This is a genomic window from Vibrio sp. R10-SF1-ISO8 (assembly GCF_059833805.1).
This window is the reverse complement of the sequence record NZ_JCBDHL010000016.1, coordinates 211,306-224,686: the sequence shown is the minus strand read 5'-3', so window position 1 is coordinate 224,686 and position 13,381 is coordinate 211,306. Positions and strand designations below refer to the sequence as shown.

26 protein-coding genes are annotated in these 13,381 nt (G+C 46.0%); 2 read left to right on the top strand and 24 right to left on the bottom strand.

Translation table 11 applies throughout. The annotated features are described in order from the left end of the window. Positions 1 to 66: 66 nt before the first annotated feature. Together bamJ and AC6R00_RS13025 are read left to right on the top strand one after the other, a co-directional pair. Positions 67 to 687, top strand: coding sequence for a BamJ family beta-barrel-assembly machinery protein (bamJ, locus tag AC6R00_RS13030; protein ID WP_004748314.1), 621 nt, complete (start codon positions 67 to 69; stop codon positions 685 to 687). 113 nt (positions 688 to 800) lie between these two features. Continuing rightward, positions 801 to 1,298, top strand: coding sequence for a DUF2780 domain-containing protein (locus AC6R00_RS13025; RefSeq protein WP_500640659.1), 498 nt, complete (start codon positions 801 to 803; stop codon positions 1,296 to 1,298). Between the two features lie 300 nt (positions 1,299 to 1,598). Here AC6R00_RS13025 and rplQ read toward each other — a convergent pair whose 3' ends face one another. The 24 genes from rplQ to rplB all read right to left on the bottom strand — a co-directional run bounded on the left by rplQ (position 1,599) and on the right by rplB (position 13,369). After that, positions 1,599 to 1,979, bottom strand: a complete 381-nt coding sequence (gene rplQ / locus AC6R00_RS13020) for a 50S ribosomal protein L17 (RefSeq protein WP_004410405.1) — start codon at positions 1,977 to 1,979, stop codon at positions 1,599 to 1,601. 25 nt (positions 1,980 to 2,004) lie between these two features. Then, on the bottom strand, positions 2,005 to 2,997 hold the full coding sequence (locus AC6R00_RS13015) for a DNA-directed RNA polymerase subunit alpha (protein ID WP_004410407.1): 993 nt from the start codon (positions 2,995 to 2,997) through the stop codon (positions 2,005 to 2,007). A gap of 24 nt (positions 2,998 to 3,021) precedes the next feature. After that, positions 3,022 to 3,642, bottom strand: coding sequence for a 30S ribosomal protein S4 (gene rpsD / locus AC6R00_RS13010; protein WP_006878395.1), 621 nt, complete (start codon positions 3,640 to 3,642; stop codon positions 3,022 to 3,024). Positions 3,643 to 3,669: 27 nt separating this feature from the next. Further along, a complete protein-coding gene (gene rpsK, locus AC6R00_RS13005) occupies positions 3,670 to 4,059 on the bottom strand; it encodes a 30S ribosomal protein S11 (protein WP_001118870.1) in 390 nt (129 codons plus the stop codon). Positions 4,060 to 4,077: 18 nt separating this feature from the next. Next, positions 4,078 to 4,434: a 30S ribosomal protein S13 gene (rpsM, locus tag AC6R00_RS13000; RefSeq protein WP_004410414.1), complete on the bottom strand. Its 357-nt coding sequence runs from the start codon at positions 4,432 to 4,434 to the stop codon at positions 4,078 to 4,080. 147 nt (positions 4,435 to 4,581) lie between these two features. Next, positions 4,582 to 4,695, bottom strand: a complete 114-nt coding sequence (gene rpmJ / locus AC6R00_RS12995) for a 50S ribosomal protein L36 (RefSeq protein WP_000868186.1) — start codon at positions 4,693 to 4,695, stop codon at positions 4,582 to 4,584. Positions 4,696 to 4,734: 39 nt separating this feature from the next. Next, entirely contained in the window at positions 4,735 to 6,069 is a 1,335-nt protein-coding gene (gene secY, locus AC6R00_RS12990) for a preprotein translocase subunit SecY (protein WP_171323656.1), read from the bottom strand. A gap of 20 nt (positions 6,070 to 6,089) precedes the next feature. Then, positions 6,090 to 6,524 carry a 50S ribosomal protein L15 gene (gene rplO, locus AC6R00_RS12985; RefSeq protein WP_004745896.1) on the bottom strand — a complete coding sequence of 145 codons (435 nt, stop codon included), beginning with the start codon at positions 6,522 to 6,524 and terminating at the stop codon, positions 6,090 to 6,092. Positions 6,525 to 6,529: 5 nt separating this feature from the next. Continuing rightward, a complete protein-coding gene (rpmD, locus tag AC6R00_RS12980; RefSeq protein ID WP_004410429.1) occupies positions 6,530 to 6,706 on the bottom strand; it encodes a 50S ribosomal protein L30 in 177 nt (58 codons plus the stop codon). Positions 6,707 to 6,713: 7 nt separating this feature from the next. After that, positions 6,714 to 7,217: a 30S ribosomal protein S5 gene (rpsE, locus tag AC6R00_RS12975; protein WP_004745894.1), complete on the bottom strand. Its 504-nt coding sequence runs from the start codon at positions 7,215 to 7,217 to the stop codon at positions 6,714 to 6,716. Between the two features lie 14 nt (positions 7,218 to 7,231). Next, on the bottom strand, positions 7,232 to 7,585 hold the full coding sequence (rplR, locus tag AC6R00_RS12970) for a 50S ribosomal protein L18 (RefSeq protein ID WP_004745893.1): 354 nt from the start codon (positions 7,583 to 7,585) through the stop codon (positions 7,232 to 7,234). A gap of 9 nt (positions 7,586 to 7,594) precedes the next feature. Further along, positions 7,595 to 8,128, bottom strand: a complete 534-nt coding sequence (rplF, locus tag AC6R00_RS12965; RefSeq protein ID WP_004745892.1) for a 50S ribosomal protein L6 — start codon at positions 8,126 to 8,128, stop codon at positions 7,595 to 7,597. 12 nt (positions 8,129 to 8,140) lie between these two features. Beyond that, the gene (gene rpsH / locus AC6R00_RS12960) at positions 8,141 to 8,533 is read right to left on the bottom strand and encodes a 30S ribosomal protein S8 (RefSeq protein WP_004745890.1); all 393 of its coding nucleotides are present in this window, start codon (positions 8,531 to 8,533) and stop codon (positions 8,141 to 8,143) included. Between the two features lie 29 nt (positions 8,534 to 8,562). After that, the gene (rpsN, locus tag AC6R00_RS12955) at positions 8,563 to 8,868 is read right to left on the bottom strand and encodes a 30S ribosomal protein S14 (RefSeq protein ID WP_004745888.1); all 306 of its coding nucleotides are present in this window, start codon (positions 8,866 to 8,868) and stop codon (positions 8,563 to 8,565) included. A 17-nt stretch (positions 8,869 to 8,885) separates the two neighbouring features. Then, on the bottom strand, positions 8,886 to 9,425 hold the full coding sequence (gene rplE, locus AC6R00_RS12950; protein WP_004745887.1) for a 50S ribosomal protein L5: 540 nt from the start codon (positions 9,423 to 9,425) through the stop codon (positions 8,886 to 8,888). A gap of 23 nt (positions 9,426 to 9,448) precedes the next feature. Then, a complete protein-coding gene (rplX, locus tag AC6R00_RS12945) occupies positions 9,449 to 9,766 on the bottom strand; it encodes a 50S ribosomal protein L24 (protein ID WP_004745885.1) in 318 nt (105 codons plus the stop codon). A gap of 13 nt (positions 9,767 to 9,779) precedes the next feature. Next, positions 9,780 to 10,151 (bottom strand): 50S ribosomal protein L14, encoded by a 372-nt coding sequence (rplN, locus tag AC6R00_RS12940; RefSeq protein WP_004745883.1) that lies wholly within the window; start codon positions 10,149 to 10,151, stop codon positions 9,780 to 9,782. A gap of 165 nt (positions 10,152 to 10,316) precedes the next feature. Next, positions 10,317 to 10,571, bottom strand: coding sequence for a 30S ribosomal protein S17 (rpsQ, locus tag AC6R00_RS12935; RefSeq protein WP_004745881.1), 255 nt, complete (start codon positions 10,569 to 10,571; stop codon positions 10,317 to 10,319). Next, positions 10,571 to 10,762 (bottom strand): 50S ribosomal protein L29, encoded by a 192-nt coding sequence (gene rpmC / locus AC6R00_RS12930; RefSeq protein WP_004410456.1) that lies wholly within the window; start codon positions 10,760 to 10,762, stop codon positions 10,571 to 10,573. The genes rpsQ and rpmC overlap by 1 nt, the downstream gene beginning before the upstream one ends. Next, positions 10,762 to 11,172: a 50S ribosomal protein L16 gene (gene rplP, locus AC6R00_RS12925; RefSeq protein ID WP_004410459.1), complete on the bottom strand. Its 411-nt coding sequence runs from the start codon at positions 11,170 to 11,172 to the stop codon at positions 10,762 to 10,764. The genes rpmC and rplP overlap by 1 nt, the downstream gene beginning before the upstream one ends. 11 nt (positions 11,173 to 11,183) lie before the next feature. After that, positions 11,184 to 11,882 carry a 30S ribosomal protein S3 gene (gene rpsC, locus AC6R00_RS12920; RefSeq protein WP_004745879.1) on the bottom strand — a complete coding sequence of 233 codons (699 nt, stop codon included), beginning with the start codon at positions 11,880 to 11,882 and terminating at the stop codon, positions 11,184 to 11,186. A 19-nt stretch (positions 11,883 to 11,901) separates the two neighbouring features. After that, the gene (gene rplV, locus AC6R00_RS12915) at positions 11,902 to 12,234 is read right to left on the bottom strand and encodes a 50S ribosomal protein L22 (RefSeq protein ID WP_004745877.1); all 333 of its coding nucleotides are present in this window, start codon (positions 12,232 to 12,234) and stop codon (positions 11,902 to 11,904) included. A gap of 10 nt (positions 12,235 to 12,244) precedes the next feature. After that, the gene (rpsS, locus tag AC6R00_RS12910; RefSeq protein ID WP_004745876.1) at positions 12,245 to 12,523 is read right to left on the bottom strand and encodes a 30S ribosomal protein S19; all 279 of its coding nucleotides are present in this window, start codon (positions 12,521 to 12,523) and stop codon (positions 12,245 to 12,247) included. A gap of 21 nt (positions 12,524 to 12,544) precedes the next feature. Next, positions 12,545 to 13,369, bottom strand: coding sequence for a 50S ribosomal protein L2 (rplB, locus tag AC6R00_RS12905; protein WP_004410474.1), 825 nt, complete (start codon positions 13,367 to 13,369; stop codon positions 12,545 to 12,547). Positions 13,370 to 13,381: the final 12 nt, after the last annotated feature.

The window sequence follows — 13,381 nt, the reverse complement described above, 5'->3', positions numbered from 1 at the left end:
ACCGTTTCATAACAAAGCTATAACTGGTATCCTTTACCCTTTATACACCATATAAAGAGAGACAACATGTCTGAAGTTAAATTTGAGACTGTAGAGCAAAAAGCTAGCTACGGTATCGGTCTACAAATGGGTCAGCAACTTGCTGGTTCTGGTCTTGAAGGTCTAAACGTTGACGCTATCGCTGCTGGTATCGCAACTGCACTAGTTGGTGAGCAACCAGCTATCGAAATCGACGAGATCAACAACGCACTACAAGAGCTACACACTCGCGTTGAAGCAGCACGTCAAGAAGCAGCTAAAGTAGCTGCTGCTGACGGTGAAGCGTTCCTAAAAGACAACGCTCTACGTCCAGAAGTAACTGTTCTTGAGTCTGGCCTACAGTACGAAATCATCACTGAAGGTACTGGCGAAATCCCAACTTCTGACAAGCAAGTTCGTGTTCACTACCACGGTGAGCTAACTGACGGCACTGTTTTCGACAGCTCTGTATCTCGCGGCCAACCTGCTGAGTTCCCAGTAACTGGCGTAATCAAAGGTTGGGTTGAAGCACTTCAACTAATGCCTGTTGGTTCTAAGTGGAAACTATACATCCCACAAGACCTAGCATACGGCGAACGTGGCGCAGGTGCTGCTATCCCTCCATTTGCTGCTCTAGTATTTGAAGTAGAACTTCTAGACATCCTTTAATTTCTTAAGAAATTTAAGCATGTATAACGAACGGCGACCATTGTGTCGCCGTTTTTTATGTATGATACTAATCAAAACAACGCGTATAGGTACTATTGAAACAAGGAGAGACAATGTACAAGAATTTAGCGCTAGCGACTTTAGCAAGTCTTGCTTTAATAGGATGCCAAAGTACTTCGAGTGATGGTCAAGCAAGTGCGACAGAAAGCAATTATGGCACAATCGCCAATGCAGCTTTAATGGGAGCGGTTCAGGCTTGGTCTTCGCAAGGTGCAGCAGATACAGATTTAGTTTCAGCCCTGCAAAGCAATGCCAATATTTCTTCTGAACAAGCGATAGGCGGACTCGGTTCGATGTTAGCCTTAGCGCAAAACTCGTTAAGTAGCAGCGAAACCAGTGAGATGGCGAGCCTTATTCCAGGGTTTGACTCGCTGCAATCAAGCGGTTTAAGCACCATGATTGCGAACAACGAATCCGTTAAGAGCGCTTTTTCTGCATTAGGAATGGACCCGTCTCTGATCTCAACCTTCACTCCTATCATCCTAAGTGCATTACAAAGCCAAGGTGCAAGCAGCGGTCTGTTGGGTAGCTTAGGTACAATCTGGCAGTAAAGCGAGAAGCGAGAAGCGAGAAGCGAGAAGCGAGAAGCGAGAAGCGAGAAGCGAGAAGCGAGAAAATTTTGAGGGTTGGCACTTAGTGTCAATCCTTTTTTAATTCAGACGATTAGCTACAACAAGAACCATAACTGCCAACAAATTTCAGCTTTTATATCACAAGCAGCTCTCGAAGGACGAAGTCCGTTCTCGAAGCGAAGCGTTCTAAATTCTCGCAGGGCGTAGCCCGTTCTTTCCCTACCTCCAGACGCAAAAAAGCCGAGCTAATGCTCGGCTTTTTCGTTCTTACGAACCTGATTACTCAGCAGCTTCTTCAGCAGCTGGGCGATCTACAAGCTCAATGTAAGCCATTGGAGCTTTATCACCAGTACGGAAACCAGCTTTTAGGATACGAGTGTAACCGCCCTGACGAGCAGCAAAACGTGGACCTAGTTCGTTAAATAGTTTTGCAACTACTTCGTTGTCACGAGTACGTGCAAATGCTAGACGACGGTTAGCAACGCTGTCAGTCTTAGCTAGTGTAATCAAAGGCTCAACTACGCGACGTAGCTCTTTTGCTTTTGGCAGTGTAGTCTTGATAACTTCATGACGTACTAGAGAGCTAGCCATGTTGCTAAACATCGCTTTACGATGTGAGCTGTTGCGGTTGAGTTGACGACCACTCTTACGATGGCGCATGACCTAATCCTTCTAACTTTATCGATTAATCTTCAGCGATAGACGCTGGTGGCCAGTTTTCTAGGCGCATGCCAAGAGAAAGACCACGTGATGCAAGTACGTCTTTGATCTCTGTAAGAGATTTTTTACCCAGGTTAGGCGTTTTAAGTAGCTCAACCTCAGTACGCTGTACAAGATCACCGATGTAGTGAATCGCTTCTGCTTTCAGACAGTTAGCAGAGCGAACTGTTAGTTCAAGATCGTCTACAGGACGCAGTAGGATCGGATCGAATTCTGGCTTCTCTTCCTTCTCCTCAGGTACACGTACATCACGAAGATCTACGAACGCATCCAATTGCTCAGCTAGGATAGTAGCTGCACGACGGATTGCTTCCTCAGGGTCTAGAGTACCGTTCGTTTCCATATCGATAACAAGCTTGTCTAAGTCTGTACGCTGCTCTACACGAGCTGCTTCAACAGAATAAGCAATCTTGTCTACTGGGCTGTACGTAGCGTCAACCAGTAGGCGACCAATTGGACGCTCATCTTCTTCAGTATGGATACGAGCCGAAGCTGGAACATAACCACGACCACGTTCAACTTTGATACGCATTGCGATCTCAGCGTTGTCATCTGTTAGGTGACAAATAACGTGTTCAGGGTTAGCGATCTCTACATCACCATCATGGGTGATGTCACCTGCAACCACAGGGCCCGAGCCTGATTTGTTCAAAGTAATGAACACTTCATCTTTGCCTTCGGCAACACGTACAGCTAGACCTTTAAGGTTAAGTAGGATTTCAAGAATATCTTCTTGAACGCCTTCTTTAGTGCTGTACTCATGAAGTACGCCTTCGATTTCTACTTCTGTTACAGCACAACCTGGCATAGAAGATAGAAGAATACGGCGAAGTGCATTACCAAGAGTATGGCCAAAACCACGCTCTAATGGCTCAAGAGTTACTTTTGCGTGAGTCGTGCTAACCTGTTCGATGTCAACAAGACGTGGCTTAAGAAATTCTGTTACAGAACCCTGCATTGTGTCCTCTCTTTAGTTTAAACCTTACTTAGAGTAAAGCTCGACGATCAATTGTTCGTTGATGTCAGCAGATAGATCTGAACGCTCAGGCAAACGCTTGAACGTACCTTCCATCTTACCACCATCTACTTCAATCCAAGTTGGTTTTTCACGTTGTTCAGCAACTTCTAGAGCAGCCTTGATACGAGATTGCTGTTTAGCTTTCTCGCGGATAGAAACAACGTCGTTAGCCGCAACTTTGAAAGAAGGAATGTTTACAACTTTACCGTTAACTAGAATAGCTTTGTGGCTAACTAGCTGACGTGCTTCTGCGCGAGTTGCGCCAAAGCCCATGCGGTAAACTACGTTATCAAGACGACCTTCAAGAAGCTGAAGTAGGTTTTCACCAGTGTTGCCTTTAAGGCGAGCAGCTTCTTTGTAGTAGTTACGGAATTGTTTTTCTAGAACGCCGTACATACGACGAACTTTTTGCTTCTCACGAAGCTGAACGCCATACTCAGATAGACGACCGCGACGAGCGCCGTGTACACCTGGTGCGTTATCAATTTTACACTTGGTATCGATCGCGCGTACACCAGACTTAAGGAATAAGTCAGTACCTTCGCGACGGCTAAGCTTCAGCTTAGGACCCAAATATCTTGCCATGATCTTTCTCCAGTAATCTAAAAAACGTTATACGCGACGTTTCTTAGGTGGACGACAACCGTTATGAGGGATTGGTGTAGCATCAACGATGTTTGTGATGCGGAAACCAGCAGCGTTCAGTGCGCGAACAGTAGATTCACGACCTGGACCCGGACCCTTAACCATAACTTCCAAGTTCTTTAGACCGTATTCTTTAGCCATTTCAGCACAACGCTCAGCAGCAACCTGTGCAGCGAACGGAGTAGACTTACGAGAACCACGGAAACCTGAACCACCTGCAGTAGCCCATGCAAGAGCATTACCTTGACGGTCAGTGATGGTTACGATTGTGTTGTTGAAAGAAGCATGGATGTGCGCAACACCGTCTGCAACTTGTTTGCGAACGCGTTTACGCGCGCGAGTTGGTTGTTTAGCCATTGTACTCTACCTTCCCGATTATTTCTTGATCGGCTTACGCGGACCCTTACGGGTGCGAGCATTGGTTTTAGTACGCTGTCCACGTAGTGGTAGACTGCGACGATGACGAAGACCACGGTAACAGCCAAGGTCCATAAGACGCTTGATGTTCATTGATACTTCACGACGTAGATCACCCTCTACAGTGTATTTAGCTACACCATCACGCAGTTGATCGATCTGCTCTTCAGATAGTTCACTGATCTTAACATCTTCAGCAATACCCACTTCAGCTAGGATAGCTTGAGAGCGAGTCTTACCGATGCCGTAGATTGACGTTAGTGCAATCACAGCATGTTTTTGATCAGGAATGTTAATGCCTGCTATACGGGCCATTATTCACTCCTAGTGTTTCATAAAAGAATTAGCCGCAACAAAGCCCGTTATGGATACGCTGCGGAATACTACTTCTTTTGCACGCAAAAGGTAGGCCGAGGAATATACTCGACACTACCTTATATTACAAGTAAAAATTTCTGCTAATTAGCCTTGGCGCTGCTTGTGCTTTGGCTCACTGCAAATCACGCGAACGACACCGTTACGCTTGATAACTTTACAGTTACGGCAGATTTTTTTAACGGAAGCACGAACTTTCATTGCTAAACTCCGTAAATGAAATCTGAGTCTACCGCCGAATTAACGGCCATAGCCTTTCAGATTCGCTTTCTTCAACACAGAATCATACTGTTGAGACATCAGATGAGTCTGTACCTGTGCCATAAAGTCCATGATAACAACCACTACGATTAGTAGAGATGTACCGCCGAAGTAGAAACGTACGTTCCACGCGACCATCATGAACTCCGGAATCAGACAGATAAAGGTAATGTATAACGCACCTGCTAAGGTTAAACGCGTCATTACTTTATCAATATACTTAGCTGTCTGCTCACCTGGGCGGATGCCGGGTACGAATGCACCGGACTTCTTCAAGTTATCTGCTGTTTCACGCGGGTTGAAAACCAACGCCGTGTAGAAGAAACAGAAGAAAATAATCGCTGCTGCATATAGCATTACATACAGCGGTTGACCTGGGCTAAGAGCCAAAGACACGTCAGTTAACCAACCGAACGCGCTGCTCTCACCGTTCTGACCAAACCACTGAGCCAATGTTCCTGGGAACAGGATAATGCTCGATGCGAAGATTGCTGGAATAACACCTGCCATATTAATTTTAAGTGGCAAGTGAGTGCTTTGCGCAGCAAATACTTTACGACCTTGTTGACGCTTCGCGTAGTTAACAACGATTCGACGCTGACCACGCTCCATGAAAACAACGAAGTAAATAACTGCAAAAGCGAGTACACCAATCAACAGCAGAAGAAGTACATGCAATTCACCTTGACGCGCTTGCTCGATTGTTTGACCGATTGCAGAAGGCAATCCAGCAACAATACCTGCAAAGATTAGTAACGAAATACCGTTACCAATTCCACGCTCTGTAATTTGTTCACCTAACCACATTAGGAACATGGTGCCGGTTACTAAACTTACGGTAGCAATTAGCGTAAACATGGTTTGGTTGATAACAACCAGATTATCGACCATGTTTGGTAAGCCTGTTGCAATACCAATAGCCTGGAATGTTGCAAGTACAAGCGTGCCGTAGCGTGTATATTGGCTGATCTTACGACGGCCTGCTTCACCCTCTTTTTTGAGTTCAGCTAACGCTGGATGAACTACAGTTAGCAGTTGGACAACAATAGATGCCGAAATATACGGCATGATGCCCAACGCTAATATAGATGCACGCTCAAGAGCACCACCGGAGAACATGTTAAACATTTCTACGATGGTACCTTTTTGCTGTTCGAACAATTCGGCAAGTACAGCAGCGTCAATACCAGGAATCGGCACAAAAGAGCCGGCTCGGAATACTAAAAGTGCACCCACTACGAATAACAAGCGCGACTTTAGTTCACTTAAGCCGCTCTGAGCACTACGAAAATCTTGTCCTGGTTTCTTAGCCATCTGTACCTCGTTCCTCGAGATTATTCCTCGATTTTACCGCCTGCAGCTTCGATTGCAGCTTTAGCGCCTTTAGTCACACGTAGACCTTTTACAGTCACTGCTTTGTTAAGCTCACCAGATAGAACAACTTTTACAAATTCGATGTTCTTAGTGATAACGTTAGCAGCTTTAAGGCTGTTTAGATCTACTACGTCACCAGTTACTTTCGCTAGCTCAGCTAGACGAACTTCAGCAGACACTAGGCTCTTGCGAGAAGTGAAACCGAATTTTGGTAGACGTTGTTTTAGAGGCATCTGACCGCCTTCAAAACCTGGACGAACTGAACCGCCAGAACGTGACTTTTGACCTTTGTGGCCACGGCCACCAGTCTTACCTAGGCCAGAACCGATACCACGACCAACGCGCTTTGCAGCAGTCTTAGCACCAGCAGCTGGTGATAGAGTATTCAAACGCATTCTGATTACTCCTCAACTTTAACCATGTAGTAAACCTTGTTGATCATACCGCGTACGCACGGAGTATCTTCAAGTTCTACTGTGTGGTTGATTTTACGAAGGCCTAGACCTTTAAGACACGCTTTGTGCTTAGGTAGACGACCAATTGAGCTTTTAGTTTGAGTTACTTTAATAGTTGCCATGGTGTTCTTACTCCGAAATAGATTCAACAGTTAGACCACGTTTAGCAGCAACCATTTCTGGCGACTTCATGCTACCTAGTGCATCGATCGTTGCACGAACGATGTTGATAGGGTTCGTAGAACCGTATGCTTTAGATAGTACGTTGTGTACACCAGCAACTTCTAGTACTGCACGCATCGCACCACCTGCGATAACACCAGTACCTTCAGCAGCAGGCTGCATGTAAACTTTAGAGCCCGAATGACGACCTTTCACCGGGTGGTGAAGAGTGCCTTCGTTTAGAGCGATCGTAGTCATGTTACGACGCGCTTTTTCCATTGCTTTTTGGATCGCTGCAGGTACTTCACGGGCTTTGCCGTAACCGAAACCTACACGACCGTTACCGTCACCAACTACTGTTAGTGCAGTAAAGCTCATGATTCGACCACCTTTAACCGTCTTAGATACACGGTTAACTGCGATTAGCTTTTCTTGCAAATCATTCGCTTGAACTTGTTGTTCTTTAGCCATCTTCCAACCCTACCTTAGAATTTCAGACCAGCTTCGCGAGCAGATTCTGCTAGCGCCGCCACTCGACCGTGGTATTGGAAACCAGAACGATCAAATGCAACTGACTCAACGCCTTTTTCAAGAGCGCGCTCAGCAACAGCTTTACCTACTGCTTTAGCTGCATCGATGTTACCAGTGTTCTTAACTTGCTCACGGATCGCTTTTTCTACAGTAGAAGCTGCTGCGATAACCTCAGAGCCGTTTGATGCGATAACCTGAGCGTACACGTGACGAGGAGTACGGTGTACTACTAGGCGAGTTGCACCCAGTTCTGCAATCTTACGACGTGCGCGTGTAGCACGACGGATGCGAGATGCTTTCTTATCCATAGTGTTACCTTACTTCTTCTTAGCTTCTTTAGTACGCACATTTTCATCTGCGTAACGAACACCTTTACCTTTATAAGGCTCAGGCTCACGGTAAGAACGAATGTCAGCCGCAACCTGACCAACAAGTTGTTTGTCACAACCAGTGATCACGATTTCAGTTTGGCTTGGACACTCAGCTTTAATACCCGCTGGCAATTCATGCTCAACTGGGTGAGAGAAGCCAAGAGTTAGGCCTACAGCGTTGCCTTTGATAGCAGCACGGTAACCAACACCCTTAAGGGTTAGCTTCTTAGTAAAGCCTTCAGTAACGCCAACAACCATGTTGTTAACTAGAGCGCGAGCAGTACCTGCTTGTGCCCATGCGTTAGCAACACCTTCGCGTGGACCGAAAGTAAGATTGTTTTCTTCCTGAGCAACAACTACCGCAGCGTTAAGAACGCGAGATAGTTCGCCTTTAGCACCTTTTACAGTGATTTCTTGGCCGTTTAGTTTCACCTCTACGCCAGCTGGAATAGCGACAGGTGCTTTAGCAACACGAGACATAGTCTACTCCTATTAAGCTACGTAGCAGATGATTTCACCACCAAGACCTGCTTTACGTGCAGCGCGGTCTGACATAAGACCCTTGGAAGTTGAAACGATAGCAACACCAAGACCACCCATTACAGAAGGAAGTTGATCTTTCTTCTTGTAAACACGTAGACCTGGACGAGAAACACGTTTAAGTTGCTCGATTACTGGTTTAGCTTGGAAGTACTTAAGAGTTACTTCTAGCTCAGGTTTTGCTTCGCCTTCTACAGCGAAATCAGTGATGTAACCTTCAGCTTTTAGTAGTGCAGCAATTGCAACTTTAAGCTTTGAAGAAGGCATTTTAACAGCAACTTTGTTTGCTGCCTGACCGTTACGAACGCGGGTCAGCATATCCGAAATCGGATCTTGCATGCTCATATGATTTACTCCAAATGATTAAGTGGCAATTACCAGCTAGCCTTACGAAGTCCAGGAATCTCGCCTTTCATGCAAGCTTCACGAACTTTGATACGGCTTAGACCGAACTTACGTAGGTAACCGTGTGGACGACCAGTTTGGTTACAACGGTTGCGCTGACGTGATGCACTTGAATCACGTGGAAGAGATTGCAATTTAAGAACTGCGTTCCAACGATCTTCTTCAGATGCGTTTACATCGCTGATGATAGCTTTAAGCGCAGAACGCTTTTCAGCGAACTTAGCTACTAGCTTCGCACGTTTTGCTTCACGTGCTTTCATTGAATTTTTAGCCATAACAGTAACCCTTCACCTTACTTACGGAATGGGAAGTTAAAGGCAGCCAGCAGAGCACGGCCTTCCTCATCAGTACCAGCAGACGTCGTAATAGTGATGTCTAGACCGCGTACTCGATCAACTTTATCAAAGTCGATTTCCGGGAAGATGATTTGCTCGCGAACGCCCATGCTGTAGTTACCGCGTCCGTCAAAAGACTTAGCGCTAACGCCACGGAAGTCACGTACACGTGGAAGAGCGATGTTAATTAAACGCTCAAGAAAATCCCACATACGTTCGCCACGCAAGGTTACTTTACAACCGATAGGGTAGCCTTCGCGGATTTTGAAACCTGCAACAGATTTACGCGCTTTAGTGATAAGTGGCTTTTGACCAGAGATCGTTGCCATATCAGCAGCTGCGTTTTCTAGCAGTTTCTTATCGTTGATTGCTTCACCAACACCCATGTTTAGGGTGATTTTCTCGATTCTAGGGACTTGCATGACGCTTGTGTAGCTAAACTGTTTGGTCAGTTCAGCGACTACAGACGACTTGTAGTAATCATGCAGTTTCGCCATAGTAGAACTCCAAATTACTTCTATTAGTTAGAAACGATTTCGTTGTTAGATTTAAAGAAACGAACTTTCTTACCATCTTCAAAACGGAAACCGATACGGTCAGCTTTACCAGTAGCTGCGTTAAAGATTGCAACGTTAGAAGCATCAATAGCTGCTTCTTGTTCAACGATGCCACCTTGTTGACCTAGAGCCGGAACCGGCTTTTGGTGCTTCTTAACAAGGTTGATACCTTCAACGATAACTTTACCAGTTGCTAGAACCTTAGTTACTTTACCTTTCTTGCCTTTGTCTTTACCAGCAAGAACGATTACTTCGTCATTACGACGGATTTTAGCTGCCATTTCTACGTGCTCCTTACAGAACTTCTGGAGCCAGTGAAACGATCTTCATGAACTTATCGCCACGAAGTTCACGCGTCACAGGGCCAAAGATACGTGTACCGATTGGTTGCTCAGTATTGTCGTTCAACAACACACAAGCATTACGGTCGAAGCGAATGACAGAACCGTCTGGACGACGAACGCCTTTGCGAGTGCGCACAACAACCGCCTTCAGAACGTCACCTTTTTTAACTTTACCGCGAGGAATTGCTTCCTTCACAGTAACTTTGATAACGTCACCGATATGTGCATAACGGCGGTGTGAGCCACCCAGGACCTTAATACACATTACCTTGCGCGCGCCAGAGTTATCAGCTGCGTCAAGTGTACTTTGCATTTGGATCATTGTTAGTGCTCCGCTAAATATTAATAACTAGACCCATCACGGGTCGGGCTGCCTCTTTAAAAGGGACGCGAATTGTACCACCCTTTTTTGTGATTGGGTAGTCAAAAAATAAACGGCCCCAAAATAATTTTGGAGCCGTTTAATATCATAGAACTAGCTAAGGGATTAGCCTTTCGCTTTTTCTACAACTTTTACCAAAGTCCAAGACTTAGTCTTAGACAGTGGACGACACTCACGAATTTCAACAGTATCGCCTAGGCCACACTCGTTGTTCTCGTCATGTGCGTGAACTTTAGTCGTGCGCTTTACGAACTTGCCGTAAATTGGGTGTTTAACCATGCGCTCGATAGCAACAGTGATAGACTTATCGCCCTTGTTGCTAACTACACGACCAAATGAAGTACGAATTTTGTCGCTCATTATGCGCCTGCCTTCTCAGTCAATACGGTTTTCACACGTGCGATATCACGACGTACAGCTTTCAGAGTATGAGTTTGCTGTAGTTGACCAGTAGCAGCTTGCATGCGCAAGTTGAACTGTTCACGTAGCAAATTCAAAAGCTCAGCGTTAAGCTCTTCAACGCTTTTTTCGCGTAGATCTTGTGCTTTCATCACATCACCTGCTTAGTTACAAACGTAGTTTTGAATGGCAGTTTACGAGCCGCTAGGCGGAACGCTTCACGAGCCAATTCTTCAGGTACACCACCCATTTCGTACATAACCTTACCAGGTTGGATTTGGGCTACCCAGTACTCAACGTTACCTTTACCCTTACCTTGACGAACTTCAAGTGGTTTTTCTGTGATAGGTTTGTCTGGGAACACACGGATCCAGATTTTACCTTGACGCTTAACGTGACGTGTCATTGCACGACGTGCCGCTTCGATTTGACGAGCAGTTAGACGACCACGGCCAGTAGCTTTAAGACCGAATTCGCCGAAGCTTACATCAGTACCTTTAGCTAGACCACGGTTACGACCAGTCTGAACCTTACGGAACTTAGTACGTTTAGGTTGTAGCATCTGTCGACTCCTTACTTACGGCCTTTACGCTGCTTCTTAGGCTTGTCGCCTTTAGGCTCTACAGCGTTAGCTGCTGGCATACCGCCTAGAATCTCACCTTTGAAGATCCAAACTTTAATGCCGATCACACCGTATTGAGTGTGAGCCGAAGAAGTTGCGTAATCAATGTCAGCACGTAGAGTGTGTAGAGGCACACGGCCTTCACGATACCACTCAGAACGTGCAATTTCAGCGCCGCCTAGACGACCGCTTACTTCTACTTTGATACCTTTAGCGCCTAGACGCATTGCGTTTTGTACCGCGCGCTTCATAGCACGACGGAACATAACACGACGCTCTAGCTGAGACGCGATGCTATCACCTACAAGCTGTGCATCAAGTTCAGGCTTACGTACTTCAGCGATGTTGATTTGCGCTGGTACACCTGCAATTTTAGCTACAGCTGTGCGTAGTTTTTCTACGTCTTCACCTTTCTTACCGATTACAACACCAGGACGAGCAGTGTGAATAGTCACACGGATGCTCTTAGCTGGACGCTCGATAACGATGCGTGAAAGAGATGCTTTTTTCAGTTCACTTGTAAGGAACTGACGTACCTTGAAGTCGCCGTCTAGGTTGTCAGCGAAATCTTTGGTGTTAGCAAACCATGTAGCATTCCAAGGCTTAACGATGCCTAGACGAATACCATTAGGATGTACTTTTTGACCCATTGCTTACTCTCCTAGTCTCTTAGCGATCTGCTACAACAACAGTGATGTGGCTTGAACGCTTCAAGATACGATCCGCACGACCTTTAGCACGAGGCATAATACGCTTCATGATAGGGCCTTCATCTACGAAGATTTTTGCGACATTTAGATCGTCAATATCTGCGCCTTCATTGTGCTCCGCGTTAGCGATAGCTGACTCAAGAACTTTCTTGATTAGATCAGCAGCTTTTTTGTTGCTGAACGTTAGAATTTCTAGAGCCTGGTCTACAGATTTTCCACGAATTTGATCCGCAACTAAGCGAGCTTTCTGAGGCGAAATGCGAGCAAAGTTATGTTTAGCTAATGCTTCCATCATCTACTCCTTAACGCTTCTTAGCTTTCTTATCCACGACATGGCCGCGGTAAGTACGTGTTGGTGCGAATTCGCCCAGTTTGTGACCGATCATTTCTTCGGTTACGAATACTGGTACGTGCTGACGACCATTATGGACAGCGATGGTCAAACCGATCATCGTAGGGATGATCATTGAACGACGGGACCAAGTCTTAATAGGCTTTTTGTCTCCGCTTTCCACCGCTTTCTCTACCTTCTTCAGCAAGTGTAGGTCAATAAATGGACCTTTCTTGAGAGAACGTGGCATGGCGATTCCTCTTTATATAGATTACTTGTTACGACGACGTACGATGTACTTGTCAGTGCGTTTGTTCTTACGAGTCTTGAAGCCTTTAGTTGGCTGACCCCATGGTGAAACTGGGTGACGGCCACCAGAAGTACGACCTTCACCACCACCGTGTGGGTGGTCTACTGGGTTCATTACCACACCGCGAACGGTAGGACGAACACCGCGCCAGCGGTTAGCACCAGCTTTACCAAGTTCACGTAGCATGTGCTCAGAGTTACCAACTTCACCGATTGTTGCACGGCCTTCAGAAAGTACTTTGCGCATTTCGCCAGAACGTAGACGGATAGTTACGTATGCACCGTCGCGAGCAACGATTTGAGCATATGCACCAGCCGAACGAGCTAGCTGACCACCTTTACCAGGCTTAAGTTCAACGTTGTGTACAGTTGAACCTACTGGGATGTTACGCATTGGTAGAGTGTTACCAGCTTTGATTGGTGCATCAACACCAGACTGGATAGCATCACCTGCGTTAACACCTTTAGGTGCTAGGATGTAACGACGCTCACCGTCTGCGTACAGAACTAGAGCGATGTTAGCGCTACGGTTTGGATCATATTCAAGACGCTCAACTTTCGCTGGGATACCGTCTTTAGTACGTTTGAAGTCAATTACACGGTAGTGGTGCTTGTGACCACCGCCGATGTGACGTACTGTGATACGACCGTTGTTGTTACGACCACCGTTCTTAGAGTTTTTCTCTAGAAGAGGTGCGTATGGCTTGCCCTTGTGTAGGTCAGCGTTAACAACTTTAACAACGTGACGACGACCAGGGGAAGTCGGCTTACATTTAACAATAGCCATTCTTAACTACTC